This window comes from Streptomyces sp. NPDC104761, from assembly GCF_055583445.1.
In genome coordinates this window covers 1-26,083 of record NZ_JBVJNZ010000022.1, presented here as the reverse complement: position 1 = coordinate 26,083, position 26,083 = coordinate 1, and the positions used below count along the sequence as shown (strand labels likewise).

Sequence of the window (26,083 nt, the reverse complement as noted above, 5' to 3'; positions counted from 1 at the left end):
CTCGATACGCGCCCTAGAGCTGTGACCAGGAAGGTTCACCGGGTTGGCGGTCAGTGGTGTGGCGAGGCGCGGTGCCTGGGTGGTGCTTGAGCGGAAGGGGATCTTGAGGGGTTTGGTCCTGTTTCATGGTGGCGGTTGTCACTGATCGTCAGGCAGGAGGGGGGTGGACCGTGGCCTCCACCCCCCGCCCCCGCATCTCCGCCCGGGGACCCGCCCGGAGGCCGATGGCAGGGCCGGGCGTCGCGGCGAGGGTGGGTGCATGACAGCGAATATCGTGATCATGCAGCTGGCGCTTCTGGCCGTGGTGCTCGAGTCCGATCTCGGCCGCCGCAAGATCGGCTGGTTCCGCGTGGGACGGCCGATCGTCGGCGTCGCCGCCATCGTGCCGTTCTTCTTCACCTCGCTGCCCACCGGTGAAAACGACCTGCTGCTGCAGGGCGCCGGCGCGCTGGCCGGGGCGGCACTCGGGCTGTTCTCGGTCTGCCCGCTGCTGGTGTCCGTCGACTACCACCCGGGTTGGCGAGGCCGTTGGCCGCGCACCTCGCCCACCCCAGGCAGCCCCGCCGCGGTCAGCCGCTCGGGGGCTGGTTACGCGGCGGTCTGGATCGCCGTGACCGCCGCGCGGCTCGGCTTCGCCTACGGCGCCCAGCACGTCTTTCCGGTGGGGCTCGGCGTGTTCCTGACCCACCACCACCTGAGCGGCACCGGTCTGACGAACGGCTTCATCTTCCTGTCCGTGAGCATGAGTCTGTTCCGCAGCCTGGGGCTGTGGGTGCGAGGCCGCGCGTGCCTGGCCCAGGCCGGCCCGGTCATGGGCGCCGCGCATGCGACGGGAGGCGCGCGGTGATCCTCCTACCGCTGCTCACACTGATCGCCTGCGCTGTCCGTGCGCTGCGGGCCGCTCTTCAGGCACACCGTCCTGGGATAATCCGGACCGATGACTATCACCAGTAGATTCAGCCCGGCCGCGGACCATCCCGGGATCGGGCTGAGCGGCATGATCCCCGACCCGCGGGCGCGAGCCGCGGCCATGCTGGTGGGGCTGGGCGTGTCGGTCTGGATCAACGTCGCCACGCTCCCCGCCGACCCGGGGGGCGTGGTGCCCGTCGCCCTGGCCGTCGCCGCGCTGGCCTGGCTCGTCCTGATCGCCGGCACCCTGCTGACCGCCGGCACCCGGGGTGCGCACGTGGCCGCGGTCGCCGCGGCGATGTGCGCGGCCGGGGCGGTGCTCGCGGTCACCGACGCCAATGGACTGATCTTCACCGGCGTGGCGGCGAGCCAGGCCGCCGTCGCGTTCGATCCGGTCGCCGCCCTCGTGCTGTCTACCGCCGCTCCCGTCGCCTACTGCCTCGCGGCGATCCCCCACGGGCCGTTTCCCGGGCGCCTGTTGAGCACCGCCGCCGTGGCCCTCGCCGGACTGGTGGCCGGTGCGAGCCGACGCGAGACCGACCAGCGTGCCCGGCACAGCACGCTGGTCGCCACGGAACGCCGGCGTACCGAGCTCGCCCGGGCCGAGGCGGAACTCGCCGACGAACGCAACCGTCTCGGCCGCGAGCTCCACGACGTCCTCGCCCACACCCTCGGCGCCCTGTCGATCCAGCTCACCGCGATCGACACCCTCGCCCGCGCCGACGCATCGCGCGAGAAGCTCATCACGCAGATCGAGCTCGGCCACGAGCTGGTCAGCACGGGCCTGGACGAGGCACGCCAAGCCGTCCGCGCGCTGCGCGGCGAGGCCACGCCGCTGGCCGCGCAGCTCGAACGGCTCTGCGAACTGCACCAGGCAGAACTCGAACTGGACGGTAGCCGGCAGGAGCTGGACGCCGACACCACGCTCGTGCTCTACCGGCTCGCCCAGGAAGCACTGACCAACGCCGCCAAACACGCCCCCGGCACGCAGGTGAACGTCCGGGTCGGCTTCGGTTTGCAGGACGTGACCGTACAGGTCGGCAATACCAGACCCGCCCCGGACCCGGAGACACCCGCGGCACTGCGCGCGAGCGGCGGCGGGTTCGGGCTCCAGGGCATGAGGCAACGCGTCGAGCAGGCGGGCGGCGATCTCCAGGCCGGCCCCACGTCCGACGGCGGATGGCGGGTCGCCGCACGCATCCCCTACCGACGGGGCAACCTGGACAACCGCAGCGACGGGAGCGACCGATGAGCCCCACACCGATCTCTGTGATCATCGCCGACGACCACCGGGTCGTCCGCGAGGGCCTGGCCACCATCCTCGGCGCCGTCGACGGGGTGCACGTCGCCGGATTGGCCGCGGACGGCGCGCAGGCCGTCGATCTCGCCGCCCGGCACGAGGCCGACGTGGTCCTGATGGACCTTCACATGCCCGGCACCGACGGCGTCGAGGCCACGCGCCGGCTCAGGACCGAGCGTCCGGCCACGGCCGTCGTGGTCCTCACCACCTATACCGACGACGACTCCATCCTCGCCGCGCTCGAAGCCGGCGCCACCGGCTACCTGACCAAGAACGCCTCCGCCGCGGACATCCACCGCGCCATCGAGGCCGCCGCCTGCGGCCACGCCATGCTCGACCCGCTCGCCGCCGCCCGCCTGATCCGCGCAAGCCGCCGCACCGACCCGGGACACGCCGCGAAGAACGCAGCCCTCCCCGACGGCCTCACCGAACGCGAGGCCCAGGTGCTCGGCCTGATCGCGCAGGGCCTGTCCAACGCGGAGATCGCCGCCAGGCTATACCTGAGCCGCTCCACGGTGAAGACCCATATCCATCAGATCTTCGCCAAGACCGGCAGCCGCGACCGCCCGCAGGCCATTGTGTACGCACACCGGCATGGGATCCGCACCGAGGAGGATCCAGCCCAGCGGAACGGGTGACAGGCCGGGCCCCTCAGAGCTTAAAGATCAACTCATGGCCCCCTGCGGCAGCTTCGTCCGTCCGGGGCACAGTTCGCCGGGTTCTTCGGGCCGCGGTGGCGAGCGGGCGCCCGCCCCAGCGGATGCCCTTCTCGCTGCGGATGCGGGCACGTTCGCGACGCTGGGCAGCGAGGACCTCGGGGTGGCGGGCGTTGGCGTTACGCCAGCGCAGATACGCGTGCAGGACTTGGGTCCGCGCGGTGTGATTGCGGTGGTCGGAGTTGGCGACGGTGAACTGCCGCAACGGCCCGAAGTGCGCCTCGATCGAATCGGCCCAGGACGCGTAGATCGGCGTGAAGCACAGCTCGGCCCGGTTCTTCTTCGCCCAGCGCCGGATCGTCTCGCCCTTGTGCGCAGGCAGGTTGTCCAGGATCACGTAGATCGGAGCGCCGTCCGGGCGGGCCCCCGGATCGGCCTCAGCGCGGTCAGGGTGTTCGCGGCGCCCTTCTTGCTGCGGTTGACGCCCCACACCTTGTCGTCGCCGACCGAACAGCAGCCGTGGAAGTAGCGCGCCCGTGCGTGCGGTGATAGGTCGCGGGCTGCCGCTCAGGATGTCCCTGCTCGGCCCAGCACGACCCGGCGGCGGGCCGGATACCGAGCGGCCCGAACTCGTCGAACGCGAACACCCGGTCCGGGCACTGCTGCAAGACCTGTTCGATCCGGTCGAACTTGGCCGCGCGCGCAGGGTCGGGCGACTCCTTCCACGTCTTGGTGCGCTGGAAGGTGATGCCGCAGCGAGCGAGCAGGCACCGTAACGCCTCGCGGCCGATCCGGATCACGCGGCCGTGCACTATCCGCGGGTAGGCCGCGAGTTTGCGGATGGACCAGCGGGTGGAGGGCTGGCCGAGCTTGGTCGGGCGGGTGGTGGCCGTCCGGACGACGAAATCCTCGTCGTCCGGACTGAGAAGGCGGGGACGGCCTCCCGCCCCGAGGGTCCAGGCAGGCCAGGCCGATCTCGTTGAACCGGTGGATCACGTCGCGGACGGTGTCCTCGTCGGCCTGCACCAGCTTCGCGATCACCGGCACCCGGTTCCCGCCGGTCGCGGCCAGCAACATCATCGCCCGCCGGTAGCGGACCGAACTGGTGCTGCCACGGCACACGATCTGCTGCAGCTTCTGCCCCTCCTGGTCGGGCAACCTGCGCACACGAACGGGCTCAGCCACCGCACTCCCGACAGCCGGATCGAACGACACGCCATGTCCAACCGCTCCGACCACCAACCCGGTGAACCTTCCTGGTCCACAGCACTAGCCAGGGGGCTGTCCGTCAGTGGGCGGCTGACGGCCGTCGTGGGTTGCTCGCGCGGTTCCCCGCGCCCCTGAAAGGGTGCCGAAAGGCCCGCTCCCTTTCCAGGGAGCGGGCCTTTCGCTTACGAACCGTCAGGCAGCCGGAGCCGGGACGTACGGTGCCAGGTCCGCCGCCAGTTCCTCGTGGACGCGGACCTTGAGGAGGGTGCCCTCGGCGGTGTGCTCCTCCGAGAGGACCTCGCCCTCGTTGTGGGCGCGGGCCACGAGCTTGCCGTGGGTGTACGGGACCAGGGCCTCGATCTCGACCGACGGGCGGGGCAGGTCGTTGTCGATGAGGGCCAGGAGTTCCTGGATGCCCTGGCCGGTGCGGGCCGAGACCGCGAGGGCGCGCTTCTCGTTGCGCAGCAGGCGCTGGAGGACCAGCGGGTCGGCCGCGTCGGCCTTGTTGATCACGACGATCTCGGGTACGTCGGTGGCGCCGACGTCCCTGATCACCTCGCGCACGGCGGCCAGCTGCTCCTCCGGTGCCGGGTGCGCGCCGTCGACCACGTGGAGGATCAGGTCGGAGTCGCCGACCTCCTCCATGGTGGAGCGGAACGCCTCGACGAGGTGGTGGGGCAGGTGACGGACGAAGCCGACGGTGTCCGCCAGGGTGTAGAGGCGGCCACTCGGCGTCTCCGCACGGCGGACGGTCGGGTCCAGGGTCGCGAACAGGGCGTTCTCGACCAGGACACCGGCACCGGTGAGGCGGTTGAGCAGGGAGGACTTGCCGGCGTTGGTGTAGCCCGCGATGGCCACGGACGGCACCTTGTTGCGGCGGCGCTCCTGGCGCTTGATCTCGCGGCCGGTCTTCATCTCCGCGATCTCCCGGCGCATCTTCGCCATCTTCTCGCGGATCCGCCGCCGGTCCGTCTCGATCTTGGTCTCACCGGGACCACGGGTGGCGAGGCCGCCGCCCTTGCCGCCACCCATCTGGCGCGACAGCGACTGACCCCAGCCTCGCAGCCTCGGCAGCATGTACTGCATCTGCGCGAGCGAGACCTGCGCCTTGCCCTCCCGGGACTTGGCGTGCTGGGCGAAGATGTCCAGGATCAGGGCCGTCCGGTCGATGACCTTGACCTTGACGACGTCCTCCAGCTGGATCAGCTGGCCAGGGCTGAGCTCACCGTCGCAGATGACGGTGTCGGCGCCGGTCTCGACGACGATGTCGCGCAGCTCCAGGGCCTTGCCGGAGCCGATGTAGGTAGCTGCGTCGGGCTTGTCGCGGCGCTGGATGACGCCGTCGAGGACGAGCGCGCCCGCGGTCTCGGCGAGGGCGGCCAGCTCCGCGAGGGAGTTGTCCGCGTCCTGCACGGTGCCCGAGGTCCACACGCCGACCAGCACGACCCGCTCCAGGCGGAGCTGTCGGTACTCGACCTCGGTGACGTCCTCGAGCTCGGTGGAGAGGCCCACGACGCGGCGCAGGGCCGCGCGCTCGGAGCGGTCGAACTGGTCGCCGTCCCGCTCTCCGTCGATCTCGTGGCTCCAGGCGACGTCCTCTTCCATCAGGGCATCGGCCCGAAGACCGTCGGGGTAGTCCTGCGCGAGGCGCCTGGTGTCCTGGGAAGGGGAAGAAGAGGAGGTCATTGGGTCCTTACGTCGATGGGAGTGCCGAAGCCGGCCGTCGACTTCTCAACGTACGAGTACCCCGGGAGATTCCCCGCGACCCGTACCGTGCCGACCTGAGCCGGTCTGAGCCGACCTGAGCCGGTCCGAGCCCGCCTGCGAATCGGCGCCGCCGGCGCTGCCGGGCTGTGCCGACCCCACGATGGTCGCACGGTACGCCCCGTCCTGGCACCGTGTTATTCGGGGGGCCGCCCCGCCGTCACTTCTTGGTGTGCTTCTTCGGCGCCGGGACCTGCTTCCAGTCCGGGTGGCCGGGCATCGGCGGGGTCTTCGCGCCGTAGAGCCAGGCGTCGAAGAAGCCGGTGAGGTCGCGGCCCGCGACCGCGGAGGCGAGGCGGACGAAGTCGGCGGTGGTGGCGGTGGCGTCCCGGTACCGCTGGACCCAGATCCGCTCCAGGCGCTCGAAGGCGGGCTTGCCGATCTCCTGGCGCAGGGCGTAGAGCGCGAGGGCGGCGCCGTCGTAGATGTTGGGGCGGAAAATGCTGATCTTCTGGCCGGGGTCGGGGGCCTTGGGCAGGGCGGGCGGTCCGCCTGCGGCGCGCCAGCGGTCGGAGGCGCCGTACGCGGCCTTCATGCGGTTGATCATGGGCTGGTGGCCCTTCTCCTCCGCGTACAGCTCCTCGTACCAGGTGGCGTGGCCCTCGTTCAGCCAGACGTCGGACCAGACGCGCGGGCTCACGCTGTCGCCGAACCACTGGTGGGACAGCTCGTGCACCATGACCGACTCGATGTACCACTTGGGGTACGCGGGCTCGGTGAACAGGTTCTTCTCGAAGAGGGAGAGGGTCTGGGTCTCCAGCTCGAAGCCGGTGGACGCCTGCGCCATGAGCACGCCGTACGTCTCGAACGGGTACGTGCCGACCTTGCTCTCCAGCCAGGCGATCTGGTCCGGGGTCTTGGCCAGCCAGGGTTCGAGCTTCTTGGCGTCGGCGCTCGGGACGACGTCCCGGACGGGCAGTCCGTGCGGTCCGGCCCGGTGCAGCACGGCGGAGCGGCCGATGGAGACCTGGGCCAGCTCGGTGGCCATGGGATGCAGGGTGCGGTAGGTCCAGGTGGTCCGGCCGCCGACCCGGACGGAGCCGGTGGGCAGTCCGTTGGCGACGACGGCATAGCCGTTCGGGGCGGTCACGTGGAAGGTGAACATCGCCTTGTCGGACGGGTGGTCGTTGCACGGGAAGACCAGGTGAGCGGCGTCGGCCTGGTTGGCCATGGCGAGCCCGTCGGTGGTGCGCACCCAGCCGCCGTCCTGGCCCTTGGCGGAGACCGGGTCGCTGGTGTGCTTCACCGTGATCCGCGTCCAGTCGCCCCGGCGCAGCGGATTGTCCGGCGTGACGACAAGGTCCTCGCCGGCGCTCTGGAAGGCGGCGGGCCGGCCGTCGACCTCGACGGACTCGACCTTGCCGTGCGCGAAGTCGAGGTTGAGGCGGTCGAGGTCGCTGGTGGTCCGGGCGTCGATGGTGGTGACGGCCTGCAGCGGCTTGTCGTTGCTGCCCGGATAGGTGAAGGACAGGTCGTAGGACGCCACGTCGTACCCCGGGTTGCCGAGGTACGGGAAGAGGCGGTCGCCGACGCCGAGCGGGGCCGGCGGGGCGCTCGCGCCGAGGAGGGCGACGGAGACGGCGGAGGCGAGGAGGGCGGCGGCCCGCCGGTGCCGGAGCGGTCGGGTGGCACGCCGTGACGGGCGGGTGCGGAGGGTGAGCGGCATGGACCACCGCTACCAGCACACCCCGAGCTCACGGAGCCGACGCGCGCCCGATCCACTCGAACGAGTAGGTCACTGGTGTTGCGCTCGGCCGACGTCGTACACGCCGGGCACGTTGCGCATCGCGCGCATCAGGGCGGGCAGATGGGCCGCGTCGGGCAGCTCCACGGTGTACGTGTGCCGGACGCGCTGCTGGCTGGGAGGTTCCACGGTCGCCGAGACGATCTCGGCGCCCTCCTGGGCCATCGCCTCGGTGAGGTCGGCGAGCAGATGGGGCCGGCCGAACGATTCGGCGACCAGGGTGACCCGGCAGCCGTTGCTGTCGCCCCAGCTCACGGCCGTCTCGGGGCGCCCGGTGCTCTTCATGTGCGCCACCGAGGCGCACTCCACGCGGTGCACGGTGACCACTCCCCCGCGCACGGCGAAGCCGGTGACCTCGTCGGGCGGTACCGGGGTGCAGCAGCCGGCGAGCCGTACGGTCGCGTCCGGGCGGTCGGTGACCACGGCGCTGGCGGTCCGGGGGGCGGTGCCCGAGGCGGGGAAGTCGGGTACGGGGCGGCTGGGGGCGGGGGCCGGCGGTTCCTCGGTGCTGTCCGGGTGGGCCGCGAGCCAGCGCTGGATGGCGATCCGGGCCGCCGGGGTGTGGGCGTGCTCCAGCCACTCCCGGGAGGGCTCGGAGGCCGGGTCCTGGCCCATCAGGAGCTGGACGGTGTCGCCGTCCGTGAGGACGGTGCTGAGGGTCGCGAGGCGGCCGTTGACGCGGGCGCCGATGCAGGCGTGCGCGTCCTCGCCGTACTGGGCGTAGGCGGCGTCGACGCAGGTGGCGCCCTCGGGGAGGCCGAGGGTGCCGCCGTCGGGGCGGAAGACGGTGATCTCGCGGTCCTGGGCGAGGTCCTCGCGCAGGGTGGACCAGAAGGTGTCGGTGTCCGGGGCGGCCTTCTGCCAGTCGAGGAGGCGGGAGAGCCAGCCGGGCCGGGTGGGGTCGGCGCGCTCGCCGTCGGCCGGGGCGGCCGCGCCCGTGGCCTCGGCCGTGGGGGCGTCGGCGGCCGGGGCGTAGGGGTTGCCGAGGGCGACGACGCCTGCCTCGGCGACCTTGTGCATCTGGTGGGTGCGGATGAGGACTTCGGCGACCTGTCCGTCGGCGCGGGCGACCGCCGTGTGGAGCGACTGGTACAGGTTGAACTTCGGTACCGCGATGAAGTCCTTGAACTCCGAGACCACCGGGGTCATACAGGTGTGCAGTTCGCCGAGTACGGCGTAACAGTCCGCGTCCTCGTTGACCAGCACCAGGAGCCGGCCGAAGTCGGCGCCGCGCAGTTCGCCGCGTTTGCGGCTGACGCGGTGGACGGAGACGAAGTGCCGCGGCCGGATGAGGACTTCGGCGGGGATGTCGGCCTCGCGCAGGACCCCGCGCACCTCCTCGGCGATGCCCGCGAGGGGGTCGTCGGCGCGGGCCGCGTTCGCGGCGATGAGCTCCCGCGTGTGCTCGTACTCCTCGGGGTGCAGGATGGCGAAGACCAGGTCCTCCAGCTCGGTCTTGAGCGCCTGCACGCCGAGCCGTTCGGCGAGCGGGATGAGGACGTCACGGGTGACCTTGGCGATGCGCTCCTGTTTCTCGCGGCGCATCACACCGAGGGTGCGCATGTTGTGCAGACGGTCGGCGAGCTTGATCGACATCACCCGCACGTCGCTGCCGGTGGCGACGAGCATCTTCCGGAACGTCTCGGGTTCGGCGGCGGCCCCGTAGTCGACCTTCTCGAGTTTCGTCACCCCGTCGACCAGATAACGGACCTCCTCGCCGAACTGCTCCCGCACCTGGTCGAGCGTCACGTCGGTGTCCTCGACGGTGTCGTGGAGCAGAGAGGCCGTCAGGGTCGTGGTCTCGGCGCCGAGTTCGGCGAGGATGAGGGTGACCGCGAGGGGGTGGGTGATGTACGGCTCGCCGCTCTTGCGCATCTGGCCGCGGTGCGAGGACTCGGCCAGGACGTAGGCGCGGCGCAGGGGTTCGAGGTCGGCATCGGGGTAGTGGGCGCGGTGCGCCTCGGCGACGTGGCCGATGGCGTCGGGGAGTCTGCCGCGGGCGGCGTTGCCGAGCAGCGCGGCCCGGCCGAGCCGGCGCAGGTCGATCCGGGGGCGGGCCTTCCTGCGGACCGCCGCCGCGGGCGCTGCGGGACCGGGCGTCGCAGGGTTCGTGGCCTCCGCACTCATGGGCACCTCCGGCTCGTGGACCGGCGGACGGGGCCCCAGGGCATACGAGGCTCAGGGATTGGCGACGTTCCCCCGTCCGTGCCGGTGCTTGATGCTATCGAGCCCATCGCGCCCGATTGACCGGCTCCCGCCGAGCGTGAAACGGATCACCCAATCGAGCGACGATTTCGAGGTTTACGATTTTGCGCCACCTGTTCGGGGGGTGGCCGATGTTTCTCGCCAGGAGCGGCAACGCAGGCCGTGGATCCAGGCGTTGGGGGACGGCCCTGACCTCGGTTCCCGACGGGCGACCGGCTCAGCGGACGGCGTTTTCCAGCCACTCGGTGTCGATCTCGCCCGTGGCGACAATCACTGCGGGGCCGGTCATCTCGATCTCGCCGTCGGGGCGCTCGGTGATGACGAGCCGTCCGCCGGGCACGTCCACGGTGTACGTCACCGGGGTTCCGGTGACCGAGGGGTCGGTGCCGTCGCGGCGGGCGGCGGCCACGGCCACGGCGCAGGCGCCGGTGCCGCAGGAGCGGGTCTCACCGGAGCCGCGCTCGTGCACGCGCATCGCGACGTGACGGGGACCGCGGTCGGCGACGAACTCGACGTTGACCCCTTCGGGGTAGGCCGACGGGGGGCTGAAGGGGGGCGGGGTGTAGAGGTCGCCCGCGTCGGCGAGGTCCTCGACGAAGGCGACGGCGTGCGGGTTGCCCATGTTCACGTTCCGCGCGGGCCAGGTGCGGTCGCCGACGCTCACAATCACGTCGCCCTCGGAGAGGCGGGCGCTGCCCATGCCGACGGTGACGTCTCCGTCCTTCGCGACGTGCACGGTCTTGACGCCGCCGCGGGTGGCGACGGCGAGGTCCCCCTCCGTGACGTGGCCGGCGTGCTGGAGGTAGCGGGCGAAGACGCGGACGCCGTTGCCGCACATCTCGGCGATCGAGCCGTCGCCGTTGCGGTAGTCCATGAACCACTCGGCGTCGGCGGCCATCCCCTTGGCCTCGGGGTGCGCGGCGGACCGTACGACGTGCAGCACGCCGTCGGCGCCGATGCCTGACCGGCGGTCGCACAGGGCGGCCACGGCGGCGGGGGTGAGGTCCAGGGCGTTGTCGGGGTCCGGGACGATCACGAAGTCGTTCTCGGTGCCGTGGCCCTTGAGGAAGGGGATGCTCATTCTTCGAGGGTAAGGGAGGGGGGAGGGATGGCTCGGAGGTGGTTCGGAAGTGGCTCGGGTGCGGGCCCGGTGGGGGCTGGTCGCGCAGTTCCTCCCCCAGCCTTCGGCCGGGGGCACCCCCAGCGCCCCTTTCGGGGCGCTCCAGTGCGGGGCGTTCCGGGCGGAGGCTCACGTCGGCGCAGGCCTACGTCGACGCAGGGTTACGTCAGCGCAGGCGCGCCACGCGCCATACCGCCAGGACGACCACGATCGCGACCAGGACCACGTATCCGAGCACCACGCGCCAGTCGGGCCTGCGGCCCGAGCCCCGTGCCGGGATGCCGGGCCACGTGTAACCGACCTTCCTCGCGGCCATCATTCCCCAGCCGGCCGCGCAGGAGCAGATCAGCAGACCCAGCATGGCGATCACCGCGCCGCTGTCGCCGAAGTCGAAAGCCAGCGGGAAGGCGAACATCAGGGAGCCGACCGCAGCCAGGCCGACGATCGGGGCCAGCTGCCACAGGCGCAGGCGACGCTGCGGGCGGAGCTCGACCTCGACCTCGGGGCCGCTCGCGAACATCTCCTCCGGCTCGGGGCCGTCGGCGGTGACACCGCCGCCCACCGTGTCGTCCGGACCGTCCGGCGAGAGTCGCCCCTCACCCTCCTCGTCGACACCCGGTTCAAGGGCCTCGACGGCGACGTGCTCGGTGTCGTGTGCGGTGTCGCGAGGGCCGGCCTCCATCGCCACGCGCCCTCCCAACCTAGGACTCCACTTGCGATCGAAGCTCGATGATGGCACGGCGCCGGAGGCCCCGATGACCGGTGGCGCATCCCGATGCCATGACGTGATCAGGCTGTGACCGGTCGTTCGACCAACGCCAGGGCCTGCCGGGGAAGTTCTTCGCGGTCCGCTGCCGCCCCACTAAGCCAGTGCACCCGCGGGTCGCGCCTGAACCACGAATCCTGGCGGCGCGCGAAGCGCTTGGTGGCACGGACGGTCTCCGCCCGGGCTTCCGCTTCGGTGCACTCGCCGGCGAGCGCCGCCAGGACCTGCTGGTAGCCGAGGGCGCGCGAGGCCGTGCGTCCCTCGCGCAGCCCGTGCGCCTCCAGTGCGCGCACCTCGGCCACGAGTCCCGCCTCCCACATCCGGTCGACGCGCAGCGCGATGCGCTCGTCGAGTTCGGGGCGGGCCACGTCGACGCCGATCTGGACGGTGTCGTAGACCGAGTCGTGGCCGGGCAGGTTGGCGGTGAAGGGGCGCCCGGTGATCTCGATCACCTCCAGTGCGCGGACGATACGGCGGCCGTTGCTGGGCAGGATCGCGCGGCCCGCCTCCGGGTCGGCGGCGGACAGCCGGGCGTGCAGGGCGCCGGAACCGCGCAGGGCGAGCTCGTCCTCCAGGCGGGCCCTGACCTCGGGGTCGGTGCCGGGGAACTCCAGGTTGTCGACGGCGCCGCGGACGTAAAGCCCGCTGCCGCCGACCAGGATCGGCCAGCGGCCCTCGGCGAGCAGGGCGTCGATGCGGGCGCGGGCGAGCCGCTGGTACTCGGCGACGGAGGCGGTGACGGTCACGTCCCAGATGTCGAGCAGGTGGTGCGGGACGCCGGCGCGCTCCCCGGGCGTCAGCTTGGCGGTGCCGATGTCCATCCCCCGGTACAGCTGCATGGAGTCGGCGTTGACGACCTCGCCGCCGAGCCGCTGGGCCAGGAAGACGCCGAGGTCGGACTTTCCGGCCGCGGTGGGGCCGACGACGGCGATGACACGGGGGGCGAGGGGTGCGCTGCTCACCGCACCAGTCTCGCAAACCTCGGAGGCGGGTCTCGAACGAGTTACGTGACGGAGCGTGTCCGGCTTCGTTGCCCGTTGCGAGGTTCCCGCCACCGCCGCCGAGAGGCCGCGACCGGTCCGGCGCAATCGGACGCACCGGGGTCACGCGGGATTTCGCTCGCACGAGTAACGTATGGAGTGGATATGGGCGTTTTTGCACGGTTCTTTGGGAAGAAGCAGAAGGCGTCGGAAGAGCCGACGACCCCGGAAGAGCCGGAGGTCAGCGCGTCGGCCGGTGCCGAGCCCGAGGGGCCCGGGCCGGAGAACGCCGCGGAGGAGGCGGCCGAGGCCGAGGCTGCGCCGAAGGGTTCCGGCGAGGACGACGGCCGGGACGCGGACGCGGGGACGGACCCGGAGCCCGCCGGGGCCGCCGCCGACAACACCGAGATTCCCCAGCAGCAGTCCGCCAAGGAGGCCGCCGACAACGAGGCCGGCGAGGGCGCCCGGACATAACGGTCCGCGAGGGGAAGCCATAGGGAAGGTAACCATGGGTCTTTTGGACAATTTGAAGGCCAAGCTCGCCCCGGCCAAGGACAAGGCCTCTCACTTCGCGCAACAGCACGAGGACAAGGTCGACAAGCTCCAGCACGGCATCGACAAGGCCGCGCGAGTCGTCGACGAGAAGACCAAGGGCAAGTACAGCGACAAGATCCAGACGGGTACGGGCAGGGCCAAGGGCGCCATGGACCGGTTCGTGCACCCGGACGCCATGGGCGGTACGACGCCCGGTCCCACCGCCCCGACCAGGCCGGAGGGGCCGCCGCCGGCTTCCTGAGCCGGGCGGGTCCCGGAGAAGATCGGCGGACGGCCGAGAGTCACCCGACTCCCGGCCGTCCGCCGTTCCGGCGGGCGTTCAGCGCGTTCAGCGCGTTCAGGACCAGGTCGCCACGAGGTAGCAGACGCCGTACGGCGCGTCGTCGTAGAGGAGCGCTCCGGCGAGGTCCGCGTCCTCGGCCGCGCCGGCGAGGACCTGCCAGGGGGCGCGGCCGGCGGCCTTGAGCCGGTACGCCAGGTCGGCGTCCAGGGCCTTGATCGCCTCGATGTCGGCCGCGCCCAGCGCCCGGGCGGCCTCGGCGTCGAAGGGGGCCGCCCGTTCGTCGAGGTAGCCCGGCGCCTTGAGGGTGCGGCAGGCGCTGGCGTCGCCCATGACCAGCATCGCCACGCGGGCGGCCCGGCCGGCGATCTCCCGGCCCACCTGGACGCACCGCTCGGTCTCCAGCGGCTCGCCGACGCCGAGCCCCTCGATGGGGGCGTCGGCCCAGCCGGTACGCTCCAGCAGCCAGGCGCCGACGGCCAGCGAGGGCGGCAGCTCGCGCCCGCCGACCGCCTCCGGACCGCCTCCCAGCTGCACGTCGACCGCGGCCCCGAAGCCCCGGAACGTGCCCCTGCTGCCCTGCGGGAACGGGCCCCGCCCCGGCTGTTCGGCGGGCCCCACCACGACCAGCAGGTCGGGGCGGGCGGCGGCGAGCACCCCGAGCGCGTCGGCGCAGGCGGCACGCGCGGCGTCCAGCTCGGGCGCGGCTCCCGCGGCGACCTCGGGGACGAGGACGGGCGGGCAGGGACAGACTGCTGCTGCGGCAAGCATGATCGGCAGCCTACTGCTGGTACACCGGCGCGGGACCGCTGCTCCACGCCAGTTCCGCCAGCCGGTAGAACACCCGCCACGTGGACATCCAGCCGTTGATGTGCACGTAGTACGCGTCCTCGTCCCCCATCCGGAACACCTCGCGGCGCTGCTGGCGCAGGCCCGGGCGGGGCAGGTGGGTGCAGGCGACCTCGTAGAGGGTGGCCCGGGCCTGCTCCGGGGTGCTCTCGAAGCGGGTGACCTCGTCGACCCTGTAGTGCTCCCCGGTCCCGAACTGCACGACAACCACCCAGCGCGCCATGCTTCCCCCCGCTCCCGATCGACGAGAGGAGTATGGCGGGTGATCAGTGCGCCGCGCAGCCCCCGGTCGCCGCCGGCAGCGGCTCGGGCACGCCGATCTTGGGCAGCCCCAGCAGCACGCCCGCCGGCTTGGCCGCCTCGGCCGCGTTGCGCTTCTCCCAGGCGTCGCCCGCGCGGGTGCGCCGTACGCCGAGCACCGGGCCCTCGGCGAGGAGGTGGTGCGGGGCGGCGTAGGTGATCTCGACCGTGACGACGTCGCCGGGGCGGACGTCCTGGTCGGGCTTGGTGAAGTGGACCAGGCGGTTGTCGGGGGCACGGCCGGAGAGGCGGTGGGTGGCGCCGTCCTTGCGGCCCTCGCCCTCGGCGACCATCAGGTCGAGCGTGCGGCCGACCTGCTTCTTGTTCTCGTCCCAGGAGATCTCCTCCTGGAGAGCGACGAGACGCTCGTAGCGCGCCTGGACGACCTCCTTGGGGATCTGGTTCTCCATGGTCGCGGCGGGGGTGCCGGGCCGCTTGGAGTACTGGAAGGTGAAGGCCTGCGTGAAGCGGGCCTGGCGCACGGCGTACATCGTCTGCTCGAAGTCCTCCTCGGTCTCGCCGGGGAAGCCCACGATGATGTCGGTGGTGATCGCCGCGTGCGGGATCGCGGCCCGTACCTTCTCGATGATGCCGAGGTAGCGCTCCTGCCGGTACGAGCGGCGCATCGCCTTCAGGACACTGTCCGAGCCGGACTGCATCGGCATGTGCAGCTGCGGCATCACGTTCGGGGTCTCGGCCATGGCCGCGATCACGTCGTCGGTGAAGTCACGGGGGTGCGGGGACGTGAACCGCACCCGCTCCAGGCCCTCGATGGTCCCGCAGGCCCGCAGCAGCTTGCTGAAGGCCTCGCGGTCGCCGATGTCGGAGCCGTAGGCGTTGACGTTCTGGCCGAGCAGGGTGATCTCGGAGACGCCCTCGGCGACCAGGGCCTCGATCTCGGCGAGGATGTCACCGGTGCGGCGGTCCTTCTCCTTGCCGCGCAGGGCCGGGACGATGCAGAAGGTGCAGGTGTTGTTGCAGCCGACGGAGATCGACACCCAGGCCGCGTAGGCGCTCTCGCGGCGGGTCGGCAGGGTGGAGGGGAACGCCTCCAGCGACTCCGCGATCTCCACCTGGGCCTCTTCCTGGACCCGGGCGCGCTCCAGCAGGACCGGCAGCTTGCCGATGTTGTGCGTACCGAAGACGACGTCGACCCAGGGCGCCTTCTTCACGATGGTATCGCGGTCCTTCTGCGCCAGGCACCCGCCGACCGCGATCTGCATGCCGGGACGGGACGCCTTCCTCGGCGCGAGCCGGCCGAGGTTGCCGTAGAGCCGGTTGTCGGCGTTCTCCCGGACCGCGCAGGTGTTGAACACGACCACGTCGGCGTCCCCGTCCGCCCCCTCGGGGGCGCGCACGTACCCGGCGTCCTCCAGCAGCCCGGACAATCGCTCGGAGTCGTGGACGTTCATCTGGCACCCGTAAGTGCGCACTTCGTAGGTCCTGGGTGCCTGAACGTCCACTACCGGGCTCCGGTCGCTGCTGGTGGTCATGGGTCAAGGGTAGGCGGTCCCCGGAGACCGCTGCCCCGGCCCATCCGGTGTGGCAGCGCCGTCAGGCGAAGGCGAGGGTGGGGAAGGTGTCGCGGATGTGGCTGAGGGGGGCGGGGTCCCTCGTGAAGTAGAGCTCGTTGGTCAGCAGGACTGCCCAGCGGCCCTGCTGCGGAGAGAGCCACGCGCCTGCTCCCGGAGAGCCGTGGGGCATCCAGATGTCGTGGGTTTCCGGGACCGGGTGCCAGAACAGGCCGCCGGGGGGTGTGAGGTCGCCGGTGTGGACGCGCAGCGACTCCTGGACCCAGGCGGGGCCGAAGCCGGGCTGTCCGCCGCCGTGTCCCGGCTGGAGCAGGTGGCGGAGGAAGGCCGCGAGGTCGGGGAGGACGGAGAACACCCCGCCCTGGGCGTGTGCCGGTGAGCCGTGGGCGGTGCCTCGCAGGCGGGAGCCCGTGGCGTCGTCCAGTTCGGTCGGCGCGCAGCGGGCGGCCGCTTCGTCGGGCAGGGGGCCGTAGCAGGTGCGTGTCATGTCGAGGGGCTGCCACACGCGGGTGGCCGCGAGGACGTCGAGGGGCCGGCCGGAGAGCTCTTCGGCGAGGCGCCCGAGGACGAGGGCGGCGCGGTCGGTGTACTCCACGGCCTCCCCGGGCGGACGGCGTACCGGGTCGTGGAGCACGCCGTCGCGGATGTCCCGGGGCGGGCCGGTGCGGACCGAAACGCCGGCGGTGTGGGTGAGCAGGTGGCGGGCGGTCACCCGGGCCAGGGGGCGGCCGCGCAGCGCGGACCAGAGCTCGCCCAGTTCCTCGTCGAGCCGCAGCGTGCCGTCCTCGACGAGGGTTCCGATGGCTGACCACACCGCGAGGATCTGCGTGAGGGCGCCGACGTCGAAGACGGTGTCGTGCCGCATCGGTTCGTCGGGCCGGTCGGGATCGAGGACGCCCGGGGTGCCGATGACCATGTTCGAGCGGTCGCCGACGGCCCAGACGGCGCCGGGGTAGACCTTGTCGCGGACGCCTTCGCCGACGAGCTCGCGGATGCGGTCGATGTCTAGGTCGAGGGCCATGGTCTCCCGATCTGTCCTGGGCGGTGTGGTGTCCCGTCGCTCAGCGTAGTCAGACGCGTGCGCAGGTCCTGGTTGCGCCACGGGCGGGCCGCGGACGCCGTGCGCCGAGGTGCCGCGCGGGGCTGGTGGGCTCACCGCCGCGGCGGCGGGCGCCCCGCCGACCGGCTGAGGTCACGCGGCCAACCGGCGGGTTCTCCGTGCCGGCCGCCGGAAGGAACGTGCCCGCGGGGTACGCATCGACCGGGCATGCGACGAGCGGAGCGCACGTGATCCGGGTACTGGTGGTCGATGACGAAGCCCTGATCCGCACGGGTTTCACGCACATTCTGGATGCGGCGGACGACATCGAGGTGGTCGCGGCGGTGGCGGGCGGCCAGGCCCTGCGCACGGTGCGGGAGCTGCGGCCCGACGTCGTCCTGCTCGACATCCGGATGCCGGACGTGGACGGGCTCACGATCCTGGCCGACCTCCGCGGCATGCCCGAGGCCCCGGTGGTCGCCATGCTCACCACGTTCGACACCGACGAATACGTGGCGACCGCGCTGCGCTCGGGCGCCGCCGGTTTCCTGCTCAAGGACACCGACCCCGAGCAGCTGCCCCATCTGGTGCGCACCCTGGCCGAGGGCGGGACCGTACTGTCGTCCAAGGTCACCCGCCTGGTGGTGGGCGGCTATCTCGACAACAACGTGCGCGAGCCCGCCGCGGTCCGGCTCACCGCCCGGCTCACCGAGCGGGAACGTGCCGTGCTCGTCCTCATGGCCGAAGGACTCGCCAACACCGAGATCGGCGAACGACTGCACCTGAGCACCGGAACCATCAAGGGCCATGTCACCAACGTGCTCGGCAAACTGCGGGTGGGCAGCCGTGTCCAGGCGGCCCTCATCGCCGAGCGCGCGGGCCTGCTCACCCCCTCGCAGGACGAGGGCGCCCGGTGAGCTCCCGCCGGCCGTCGGGCGTGCTCCTCGACCTCGGCTTCGTCGCGATCGCGCTGGCGGACGGCTGGGCACACGTCGGGGTCGAGGACCAGCCGCCGGCCTACTGCGCGTTGCTCGGCGCCGTCGCCCTGCTGCTGCGGCACCGGCTGCCCCTGACGACCTTCGTCCTCACGCTCCCCACCGCCCTGGTCACCGACGCGGTGGTCGCCCCCATGGCCGCGCTGTACACGCTCTCCTCCCTCAACCGCCACCGGTCCCTGCTGGGCGGCTGCGCGCTGGCCTACGCGATCATCGACTTCCTGCCCTGGCCGTGGTCGTCCCTGGACGCCACCGAGCTGTCCCAGACGAACAACCTGTTCCATCTCAGCTACACGCTGGCCACCGCTGCCGCTCCCGTCTTCCTCGGCCAGCTGGTCCAGGCCCGGCGCGAACTGTCGCTGCGGCTCGCCGACATCTCCGAGGCCCGTGAGCAGGAGCGGCTGCTGACCGCCCAGAGCGTGCTGGCGAAGGAGCGCGCCCAGCTTGCCCGGGAGATGCACGACGTGGTCTCCCACCAGGTCAGCCTCATCGCCGTACAGGCCGGAGCGCTCCAGGTGAGCGGCCGGGACGCCGAGACGAGACAGGCCGCGGCCACGATCCGCCGGCTGAGCGTGCAGACCCTGGAGGAGCTGCGGCACATGGTCGGGGTGCTGCGGGCCTCCGGCAGCAGGCCGACGGAGCTCACGCCGCAGCCTTCGCTCGCCGACCTGGATCACCTGGTCGAGGCCAGCGGCATCGAGGCGAAGCTGGAGACGGACCTGCCGGAGGAGCTTCCGCCCACGGTGCAGCGCGCCGTCTACCGCACCGTCCAGGAGGCGCTGACCAACGTCCGCAAGCACGCCCCCGGTGCCGCGGCGACCGTCCGCGTCAGGCACCGGGACGGCGTCCTGTGCGCCACCGTGGCCAACACCGCCCCCACCCGGCCCGCCGTCGCCCTGCCGAGCGCCCAGAACGGTCTGGTCGGCCTCGCCCAGCGCGCGGAGCTGCTGGGCGGCACGGTCACGTCCGGTCCCACGGCCCAGGGGGGCTACGAGCTCCGCCTCGAACTGCCCGTCGAACGGAACCGGTGAGGGGTGACGGGTGACCGTGCCGGTTCGGCCGCGCTGTGGGGCAGACCATGGGAGACAAGGGGGACAGGCCGGCCAGTCGGCGGGGTGGTTCCGGCCACCTGGCGGATGGTCCGGCCGGGGGGTCTGCGCCGACTCTGGAGCACGTGAGGCACCGCGTGCCCAAGAAGGAGGCCGGTCCCATGTCGATCCACCTGACGCTTCTCCGCGCGCCCGGCGGTGACGCCACTCTGGACCCGCTGCTCGGCGACGCCCCCCTGGGCGAGCGCGACCTGCGCCTGGCAGGCGCCGCGAGAGCAGCGCTCTCTCTCCATGGGCAGGCCGTCCGGACGCCCTCGACCCGTTGTGCGCAGACCGCCGACGCCATCGGCCTGACGGCGGCACCCGAACCCGTGCTCCGCGATCTCGACGTGGGCGCCTGGCGCGGCCGCACCGTCGCTGAGGTCGCCGCGGCCGACCCCGACGGGTTCAGCGCCTGGCTCACGGATCCGGATGCCGCGCCCCACGGCGGAGAGTCCGTACGCGGGCTCTGCCGCCGGTCGGCGGACTGGCTGAGCAGCGTGGCGCGGGGCTCGGGCCACACGGTGGCGGTCACCGAGACGGCCGTCGTCCGAGCCGTGCTCATCCGCGCTCTGGCCATGCCGGCGAGAACGTTCTGGCACCTGTCCGTGCCGCCCCTGGACGCGATCCTCCTCACCTGGCGAGGCAGCTACTGGGACGTCCGGTTCGGGCACGGCTCCCTCCCGGAGGCACAGCGGCGGCTGCTCTCTCGGCCGACGGCCGTCCGCCTGGACGACAGCCACGACAGGGACGACAGCCACGACAGGGACGACGGCGACGACAGGGACGGCGGGGGCGGCGGGAAGGAATGCCGTCAGTCGGGTGCGTGTGCGGCACCGTCGTGGCCGGTCGCGCAGTTCCCCGCGCTCCCTCGGGGCGCTGTTCGGCCGCAGCGGACTTCGTCGGACCCGCTCAGGGCCTGACCCAGAGGCCCCGGCGGCCCAGCCGACCCCGTCTCCGGGGAGTGGCCGGCGGGATCAGGGGAACCGGCGCGACCTGACCCGCCGCCCCCGTACTCCCGTGGCCCGGACGGTAAGGTCCCCTGCGGGCCACGGAATCTGTCCGAGGCCGTCGAAGGCGGGTGCTGTCAGTACGGCCCGTGGGTCCAGCGTCCGGCCGTCATCGTGGCGTGCACCGGCATCGCGCGCAGCGTGTCCGGGGCCGCCGTCAGCGGATCCACGTCCACGACCACCAGGTCCGCGGGGTCCCCGACCCTGATGAGCCGGCGTCCGCGGGCCGCCGCGGCCAGCGCGTCGGGCACCGGCAGGCGCTGCTCCGGGTGCCAGGCGGGCCGGTCGTCGTCGGTCCGGGTGACGGCCGACGCGACGGCGAGCCAGGGGTCCAGCGGCGAGACGGGGGCGTCGGAGCCGAACTCCAGCCGCGCCCCGGCGGCCAGCAGGCCGGCGTAGGCGAAGGCGCGTGAGGTGCGTCCGGCCCAGTACCGGTCCGCCACGTCGCGGTCGTCCGTCGCGTGCCGCGGCTGCACCCCTGCAGTGACCCCCAACTCGGCGAAGCGCGGCAGGTCCCCGGGGCTCAGCAGCTGCGCGTGCTCGATCCGGCCGCGGCAGCGCACCGCGTCGAAGGCGTCCAGGGCGACGGTGTTGGCCCGGTCCCCGATGGCGTGCACGGCCGGTTCGATGCCGTGGGCGGCGGACCGACGCATGAGCCGTACCAGTTCGTCCGGTGCCGTCTGCTCGATGCCGTGCGAGCCCTCGGTGTTCTCGAGACCCGGGTAGGGGTCCCGGCACAGTGCGGTACGGGTGTTGAGCGAGCCGTCCGTGAAGAGCTTGAGCGGGCCGACCCGCACCAGGCCGCCGGACGCGCCGATCTCGGAGCCGGTGCGCAGACCGCGCGCGACGGCCGCGTCCAGGTGGCCCGGGTAGACGGCGGCGGACACCCGTACGGCCGGCGGGGCCTGCGCCGAGCGCCGCTCCCAGGCGCCCACGGTGTCGCCGTACTGAAAGTCGATGACCCCGGTGACCCCGCGGGCGGCGGCGGCCCGGCAGGCGTCGGCGATCCAGTCGTCGAGTGTCGCGGCCGGCACCTCGGGCAGGGCCGAGAGGACTTCGTGGCCCTCCGCCTCCCGGATCAGGCCGGTCGGGTGGCCGGCGCGGCCGGCCAGCGCCAGGCAGGCTGAGTTCAGCCACACGGCGTGCAGGTCGGCGCTGACCAGGGCGACCGGCCGGTCCGGCAGGGCCGCGTCGAGGAGCCGCTTGTCCGGGGCGTCGGGCCACAGGGCGTCCCGGAAGCCGTACCCGAACAGGACCGTTCCCGCGCCGGGCGCCGTACTGCCGTGCGTGCGCACCCGGTCGGCCACCTGGCGCGCGGAGGCGGTGCCGGAGAGGTCGAGCCGACGGCGCGCGCTCGCCCACTCGGCGAGGTGGACATGGGCGTCCCACAGGCCGGGCAGCAGGACGCGCCCGTCCAGGTCGAGGACCCGCTCGCCCGCGACCGGCCCGGCGGGCGGCACGGCCCCCGGGTCCGGGACCACATGGGTGACCCTGCCGTCCGCCACCCGCACCCCGACCAGTGGTCCGCCCGCCCCCAGTCGCACCCGGCCAAGCGTCAGCGCCGGCCTGCGCGGTGTGCCTGCGACCTCCGTCATCGAGCCTCCGTCCGCCCACAACAGCGACAACAACACCCACCCAGGGTTCCTTACTCGGCTGCGGTCGGTGCCGGACTCCCCCGGCCCGCCGAGTCCTTACGGAGATCTTTCGTGACCGTCCGGCGAGGAAAGGACCTTGCCGCCGGCGACGCAGATCCGGTGTGAGACCGAACCGGGTCCCACGTCACCGCCGGCGGCCGCTGTGCCGCCACGTCAACAGGAGCACAAGGGAAATGACGATGGGCAAGAAGTCGAAGGCCGCCGCCGCGGTCGCCGTGACCGTGGCCGCCGCCGCGTCTCTCGCGCTGAGCACCGGAGCCGCGTCGGCCCACTCCGGCGGTGCCCACGGTGCCGTGTTCGTCCAGACGGACGGGGTGAACGGCAACGCCGTGGTGGCCTACAGCCGTTCCGCGGACGGAGAGTTGCGCCAGAGCGGCGTGTACCGGACCGGTGGGCTCGGCGGTGTCCTCGACGGGTCGGCGGTCGACCACCTCGCCTCGCAGGGGTCGCTGACGTACGACAAGGCGCACGGCCTGCTCTACGCCGTGAACGCCGGCAGCGACACGGTCACCGTGTTCGCGGTCCGCGGCGACCGGCTGGTGCGCCGTCAGGTCGTCCCGTCGGGAGGCGACTTCCCGGTCGGCGTGGCCGTCCACGGCGACCTGGTGTACGTGCTCAACGCGCTGGGCGGCGGTTCCGTACAGGGCTTCCGGAACGTGCACGGCTCCCTGGTGAAGGTGGACGCCTGGCACCGCTCCCTCGGTCTGGACCCGGCCGCCACGCCGCAGTTCACGCACACCCCCGGGCAGGTGGCCTTCACCCCGGACGGCCGCGCGCTGGTGGTGACCACGAAGGCCGGCGCGAACACCATAGACGTGTTCCCGGTGGGCCGGTCCGGCATCGCCGCCCGTCCCGTGGTCACCCCGACCCCCGGCGCGGTGCCCTTTGGCTTCACCTTCGACGCCCGCGGGCGGCTGGTGGTGACCGAGGCGGGCACCAACTCGGTCGCCACCTTCCGGGTCGGCGCGGACCTGCGGCTGACCAAGGTCTCCGAGGTGGCGACCGGCCAGGCGGCGACCTGCTGGATCGTCCGCGACGGCGGGCACGTCTACGCCTCCAACGCGGGCAGCGGCACCCTGTCCGGCCTGCGGGTCGGCGCGGACGGCACGCTCACGGCGGTCGGCACCACCGCGACCGGCGCCGGGACGGTGGACGCCGACGTCTCCTCGGACGGCCGGTTCCTGTACGCGCAGACCGGCAAGGAGGGCGGCGTCGACGAGTTCCGCGTCAACGAGGACGGCTCCCTGACCCGGCTCGGTTCGGTCGTCGTCCCCGACGCCGTCGGCGGCGAGGGCATCGCCGCCTCCTGACGGCAGGCTGCTCGCCGCTGCGCCCGGGAACCGGTCAGGTCTCCAGGACGGCGGCGAGCAGCCCCTCGTAGTCCTCGCCGCAGGGTCCGCAGGCGCGCAGGTGCGCGGCGACGCCCGGCCACCGCCGCTCGGGATCGCCCCCGGCCGCCTTCAGGTCCGCGTACACGTGGAGCAGACCCAGGGCCTCCGCACAGCCCACGTCCTGCGGGTCCGTGGTCAGGAACCGCTCCAGCGCCGCCCGTACGGAGAGCCGGTCCGGGTTCGTCATGACCGCCTCCCGGGGATCACGTCCAGGTAGCCGTGGGCCACGAGGTGGTCGCGCAGTCTGCGCCGGGCGTCGAACATCGTCTTGTAGACGGCGTTCCGGCTGCTCCCCAGTTCCAGGGCCAGCGCGTCCAGCGGCACGGCGTCCAGGACCAGCGCCACGAAGACCCTGCGCTGGTGGTCGGTCAGCACCTCGTCCGCCGCCGTGCGCACTGCGGCGGCCAGGGCACGCGCCTCGGACGACTCCGCGGGACCGGCCCCGAGCCGGTCGGGCAGCCGGTCCCAGTCCTCGCCGTCGAGTTCCACCCGCCGTGTGCTCCAGAAGTGACGGCCGGCCTTCGCCGACACCTCGAGGACGACGAACCGGTAGGCCCAGGTGGTGAAGCGGCTCTCCCCCCGGAAGTCCCCGATCTTCCGGGTGATGGCCAGGAGGGCGTCCGCCGCGGCCTGGTGGGCGAGGTCGTCGGCCTCGGGGCCGTCGAAGCCGAACCGGGGCCGCCGCCTGGCCAGTTCGCGCTTCGCGATCCGCAGCAGATCGCCGTGCAGCCGGGCGCACGCCGTCTCGTAGACCGTGCCGGTCGAGGACAGTTCCCGCACCCAGGACGCCGAGACGGGATCGAGGTCACGCGCACCGCCGGCCGGCGTCACGGCCGCGGTCCGCGCGTGCTCGCCCTGTTCGTGTCCGACCGCAGACGCCATGCGCCCCATCGTAGACGCGCCGACGCCGGCCCCGGGGCGGGGCTCAGGGCCCTGCACCCCGAGCGCGCGGGCCCGCCGGACGGCCTTTCTGGCGGCGTCCTCCTCGGCGAAGGCACCCCGGTCCCCGCCGAGTTGCCAGGTGCCGATCTGATCCATCTGTTCCGTCTGATCCGTGCGTGGTGAGACGTGTGCTGTCGGCCGGTCCGGGCGGCCGGGCTCAGGTGACCCTGGCGCCGATCACGTGCCCGATCCCGTGGACGGCCGCCGCGGCGAGGGCGCCCACGAAGAGCTGGCGGGCCCCGGAGACCAGCGGCGAGATGTACTCGCCGGCCGCCATGGAGAACGCGCCGGCGAGCAGCCCCGCGACCCCGGCGAACAGGACGGCGTTGCCCGGGACGCCGGAACCTCTCGAACACGGCCGACCAGGCCGTCGTTGACGCCGAACACCGCGGCGCGCAGTGCGCCGGGGCGCGACCGGTCGGTACCGTCGGCGTCGCGCCCGCCCGCGTACTCGACCCCCTTCTTGCCCTGCACTGCCACCGCACCCGCGGGCGCGGTGCAGGACAGTTCACCCGATGTCAGCGACATGGCCGGCTCCGATCCTCGATGGGCGGTTATCACGCCTGGTGAATACCTCTTTCTTCCGTTATTCAGCGTCGTACACAGCAACGTCCGAAATGATCTCAAATGTTCCGCTCAATGGAGAAAGCCATAGATAGGGGTTATCTCCGGAAGAGATGGCCGCCGCGGCGCCGACCGTCCCGGCGTGACTCCCGTCCGTGGCCGTGATGGCATGTCGGCATGGAGTTGCGGGAGTTGCGGGCGTTCGTCGCGGTGGTGGAGGAGGGCGGGCTGTCGGCCGCCGCCCGGCGGCTGCATGTGAGCCAGCCCGCGCTGTCCCAGACGATCAGCGGGCTGGAGCGGCAGCTGGGGGTGCGGTTGCTGGTGCGCGGGAGCAGCGGGGTGAAGGCCACCGAGGCCGGGACCACGCTGCTGGGCGAGGCACGGGCGGTGCTCGCCCGGCACGACCAGGCGATGCGGGTGATGGCCGGGTACGCCGGTCCGGGCGGCGGGGCGCTGCGCATCGGCATCCCCCTGGAGCTGCCGTCCGGGCTGCTCGACCCGGCGCTGGCCGAGCTCGCCGCGGCGCATCCGGAGACCCGGGTGCAGGCCCGGCACCTGTCCACGGCGGAGCAGCTTGCCGCGTTGCGGGCCGGTGAGCTCGACGTCGGCTTTCTGCGGGAGCGGCCGTCCGGGCCGGAGTTCGACGCGCTGCTCGTCGTCCGGGAGAAGCTCGGTGTGCTGGTCGCCGCCGCGCAGGCCGCCGAGCTCGCCGGACCCGACGGCATCCCGCTCGACGCGCTCGGGACCCTGCGGTGGGTCGGGTTCCCGCGCGCCGGCAGTCCCGCCTGGTACGACGAGCTGACCGCGGTGCTGCGCGGCCACGGCCTGGATCTCGGCCCCGAGGCCCCCGAGGGACAGGCGCTGATCGCCGACGTGAAACTGGCCGCCGTCGCCTCCGGACAGGCCTTCGCCTTGGCCCCGCCGGGCTGGCAGCAGCCGCTCCCCGACCACGTGACCTGGTCACCGCTGGCCGGAGCGCCGCTGGTGCGGCGCACCTGGGCGGTGTGGCCGGCCGACTCCCGCCGCCGGGACCTGGGCCGCTTCGTCGCCGCGCTGGACCGGTCGGCGGGGTCGGCGGAGTCGATGCGGTCCATGCGGTCCATGCGGTCGATGCGGGAGTAGGGAGCAGCACGGGCGCGGGGGGGGGGGGGGGGGGGGGGGGGGGGGGGGGGGGGGGGGGGGGGGGGGGGGGGGGGGGGGGGGGGGGGGGGGGGGGGGGGGGGGGGGGGG

23 protein-coding genes and 1 pseudogene are annotated in these 26,083 nt (G+C 72.8%); 10 read left to right on the top strand and 14 right to left on the bottom strand.

What is annotated here, in order from left to right:
- The first annotated feature begins 259 nt into the window (after positions 1 to 259).
- From ACZ63F_RS38915 to ACZ63F_RS38905, 3 genes are all read left to right on the top strand, one after another.
- Entirely contained in the window at positions 260 to 847 is a 588-nt protein-coding gene (locus ACZ63F_RS38915) for a hypothetical protein (protein ID WP_469718419.1), read from the top strand.
- 90 nt (positions 848 to 937) lie between these two features.
- A complete protein-coding gene (locus tag ACZ63F_RS38910; protein ID WP_469718418.1) occupies positions 938 to 2,161 on the top strand; it encodes a sensor histidine kinase in 1,224 nt (407 codons plus the stop codon).
- Positions 2,158 to 2,847 (top strand): response regulator, encoded by a 690-nt coding sequence (locus tag ACZ63F_RS38905; protein WP_469718416.1) that lies wholly within the window; start codon positions 2,158 to 2,160, stop codon positions 2,845 to 2,847. Before ACZ63F_RS38910 ends, ACZ63F_RS38905 begins: the two co-directional genes overlap by 4 nt.
- A gap of 88 nt (positions 2,848 to 2,935) precedes the next feature.
- On the opposite strand, the pseudogene ACZ63F_RS38900 reads toward ACZ63F_RS38905, so the two are convergent.
- The 7 genes and pseudogenes from ACZ63F_RS38900 to miaA all read right to left on the bottom strand — a co-directional run.
- Positions 2,936 to 4,050, bottom strand: a pseudogene (locus tag ACZ63F_RS38900) (IS630 family transposase); the annotation flags it as partial.
- Positions 4,051 to 4,266: 216 nt separating this feature from the next.
- Positions 4,267 to 5,760, bottom strand: coding sequence for a GTPase HflX (hflX, locus tag ACZ63F_RS38895; RefSeq protein WP_469718415.1), 1,494 nt, complete (start codon positions 5,758 to 5,760; stop codon positions 4,267 to 4,269).
- Between the two features lie 238 nt (positions 5,761 to 5,998).
- The gene (locus ACZ63F_RS38890; RefSeq protein ID WP_469718414.1) at positions 5,999 to 7,504 is read right to left on the bottom strand and encodes a M1 family metallopeptidase; all 1,506 of its coding nucleotides are present in this window, start codon (positions 7,502 to 7,504) and stop codon (positions 5,999 to 6,001) included.
- A 69-nt stretch (positions 7,505 to 7,573) separates the two neighbouring features.
- Positions 7,574 to 9,709, bottom strand: coding sequence for a RelA/SpoT family protein (locus ACZ63F_RS38885; RefSeq protein ID WP_469718412.1), 2,136 nt, complete (start codon positions 9,707 to 9,709; stop codon positions 7,574 to 7,576).
- A gap of 295 nt (positions 9,710 to 10,004) precedes the next feature.
- Positions 10,005 to 10,868 carry a diaminopimelate epimerase gene (gene dapF, locus ACZ63F_RS38880; RefSeq protein WP_469718411.1) on the bottom strand — a complete coding sequence of 288 codons (864 nt, stop codon included), beginning with the start codon at positions 10,866 to 10,868 and terminating at the stop codon, positions 10,005 to 10,007.
- Between the two features lie 205 nt (positions 10,869 to 11,073).
- Complete coding sequence (locus tag ACZ63F_RS38875) at positions 11,074 to 11,589, bottom strand: hypothetical protein (protein WP_469718495.1); 516 nt, start codon at positions 11,587 to 11,589, stop codon at positions 11,074 to 11,076.
- A gap of 107 nt (positions 11,590 to 11,696) precedes the next feature.
- Positions 11,697 to 12,635, bottom strand: a complete 939-nt coding sequence (gene miaA / locus ACZ63F_RS38870; protein WP_351961689.1) for a tRNA (adenosine(37)-N6)-dimethylallyltransferase MiaA — start codon at positions 12,633 to 12,635, stop codon at positions 11,697 to 11,699.
- Positions 12,636 to 12,818: 183 nt separating this feature from the next.
- Between miaA and ACZ63F_RS38865 the strand changes: the two genes are divergently transcribed.
- Together ACZ63F_RS38865 and ACZ63F_RS38860 are read left to right on the top strand one after the other, a co-directional pair.
- The gene (locus ACZ63F_RS38865) at positions 12,819 to 13,127 is read left to right on the top strand and encodes a hypothetical protein (protein WP_469718410.1); all 309 of its coding nucleotides are present in this window, start codon (positions 12,819 to 12,821) and stop codon (positions 13,125 to 13,127) included.
- A gap of 34 nt (positions 13,128 to 13,161) precedes the next feature.
- A complete protein-coding gene (locus ACZ63F_RS38860; protein ID WP_352366862.1) occupies positions 13,162 to 13,449 on the top strand; it encodes an antitoxin in 288 nt (95 codons plus the stop codon).
- A gap of 96 nt (positions 13,450 to 13,545) precedes the next feature.
- Here the strand turns inward: ACZ63F_RS38860 and ACZ63F_RS38855 are convergent, their stop codons facing one another.
- The 4 genes from ACZ63F_RS38855 to ACZ63F_RS38840 form a co-directional block, all read right to left on the bottom strand.
- Complete coding sequence (locus tag ACZ63F_RS38855) at positions 13,546 to 14,259, bottom strand: class III extradiol dioxygenase subunit B-like domain-containing protein (RefSeq protein WP_469718408.1); 714 nt, start codon at positions 14,257 to 14,259, stop codon at positions 13,546 to 13,548.
- Between the two features lie 10 nt (positions 14,260 to 14,269).
- Positions 14,270 to 14,560, bottom strand: coding sequence for a hypothetical protein (locus tag ACZ63F_RS38850; RefSeq protein ID WP_351961693.1), 291 nt, complete (start codon positions 14,558 to 14,560; stop codon positions 14,270 to 14,272).
- Between the two features lie 43 nt (positions 14,561 to 14,603).
- Complete coding sequence (gene miaB / locus ACZ63F_RS38845) at positions 14,604 to 16,130, bottom strand: tRNA (N6-isopentenyl adenosine(37)-C2)-methylthiotransferase MiaB (protein WP_469718407.1); 1,527 nt, start codon at positions 16,128 to 16,130, stop codon at positions 14,604 to 14,606.
- A 61-nt stretch (positions 16,131 to 16,191) separates the two neighbouring features.
- Entirely contained in the window at positions 16,192 to 17,190 is a 999-nt protein-coding gene (locus tag ACZ63F_RS38840) for a serine hydrolase domain-containing protein (protein ID WP_469718405.1), read from the bottom strand.
- Positions 17,191 to 17,456: 266 nt separating this feature from the next.
- Between ACZ63F_RS38840 and ACZ63F_RS38835 the strand changes: the two genes are divergently transcribed.
- The 3 genes from ACZ63F_RS38835 (at position 17,457) to ACZ63F_RS38825 (ending at position 20,214) form a co-directional block, all read left to right on the top strand.
- Positions 17,457 to 18,125: a response regulator gene (locus ACZ63F_RS38835; protein ID WP_469718404.1), complete on the top strand. Its 669-nt coding sequence runs from the start codon at positions 17,457 to 17,459 to the stop codon at positions 18,123 to 18,125.
- Positions 18,122 to 19,234 (top strand): sensor histidine kinase, encoded by a 1,113-nt coding sequence (locus ACZ63F_RS38830; protein WP_469718402.1) that lies wholly within the window; start codon positions 18,122 to 18,124, stop codon positions 19,232 to 19,234. The genes ACZ63F_RS38835 and ACZ63F_RS38830 overlap by 4 nt, the downstream gene beginning before the upstream one ends.
- A gap of 179 nt (positions 19,235 to 19,413) precedes the next feature.
- Positions 19,414 to 20,214: a histidine phosphatase family protein gene (locus ACZ63F_RS38825; RefSeq protein WP_469718401.1), complete on the top strand. Its 801-nt coding sequence runs from the start codon at positions 19,414 to 19,416 to the stop codon at positions 20,212 to 20,214.
- Between the two features lie 164 nt (positions 20,215 to 20,378).
- Here the strand turns inward: ACZ63F_RS38825 and ACZ63F_RS38820 are convergent, their stop codons facing one another.
- The gene (locus ACZ63F_RS38820) at positions 20,379 to 21,896 is read right to left on the bottom strand and encodes an amidohydrolase (protein WP_469718399.1); all 1,518 of its coding nucleotides are present in this window, start codon (positions 21,894 to 21,896) and stop codon (positions 20,379 to 20,381) included.
- A gap of 233 nt (positions 21,897 to 22,129) precedes the next feature.
- On the opposite strand from ACZ63F_RS38820, the gene ACZ63F_RS38815 reads away from it, so the two are divergent.
- Positions 22,130 to 23,266 (top strand): lactonase family protein, encoded by a 1,137-nt coding sequence (locus ACZ63F_RS38815; protein WP_469718398.1) that lies wholly within the window; start codon positions 22,130 to 22,132, stop codon positions 23,264 to 23,266.
- A 34-nt stretch (positions 23,267 to 23,300) separates the two neighbouring features.
- Here the strand turns inward: ACZ63F_RS38815 and ACZ63F_RS38810 are convergent, their stop codons facing one another.
- Together ACZ63F_RS38810 and ACZ63F_RS38805 are read right to left on the bottom strand one after the other, a co-directional pair.
- Complete coding sequence (locus tag ACZ63F_RS38810) at positions 23,301 to 23,534, bottom strand: hypothetical protein (RefSeq protein ID WP_469718396.1); 234 nt, start codon at positions 23,532 to 23,534, stop codon at positions 23,301 to 23,303.
- Complete coding sequence (locus tag ACZ63F_RS38805) at positions 23,531 to 24,229, bottom strand: RNA polymerase sigma factor (protein ID WP_469718395.1); 699 nt, start codon at positions 24,227 to 24,229, stop codon at positions 23,531 to 23,533. The genes ACZ63F_RS38810 and ACZ63F_RS38805 overlap by 4 nt, the downstream gene beginning before the upstream one ends.
- Before the next feature lie 801 nt (positions 24,230 to 25,030).
- Between ACZ63F_RS38805 and ACZ63F_RS38800 the strand changes: the two genes are divergently transcribed.
- A complete protein-coding gene (locus tag ACZ63F_RS38800) occupies positions 25,031 to 25,975 on the top strand; it encodes a LysR family transcriptional regulator (protein ID WP_469718394.1) in 945 nt (314 codons plus the stop codon).
- Positions 25,976 to 26,083 lie beyond the last annotated feature (108 nt).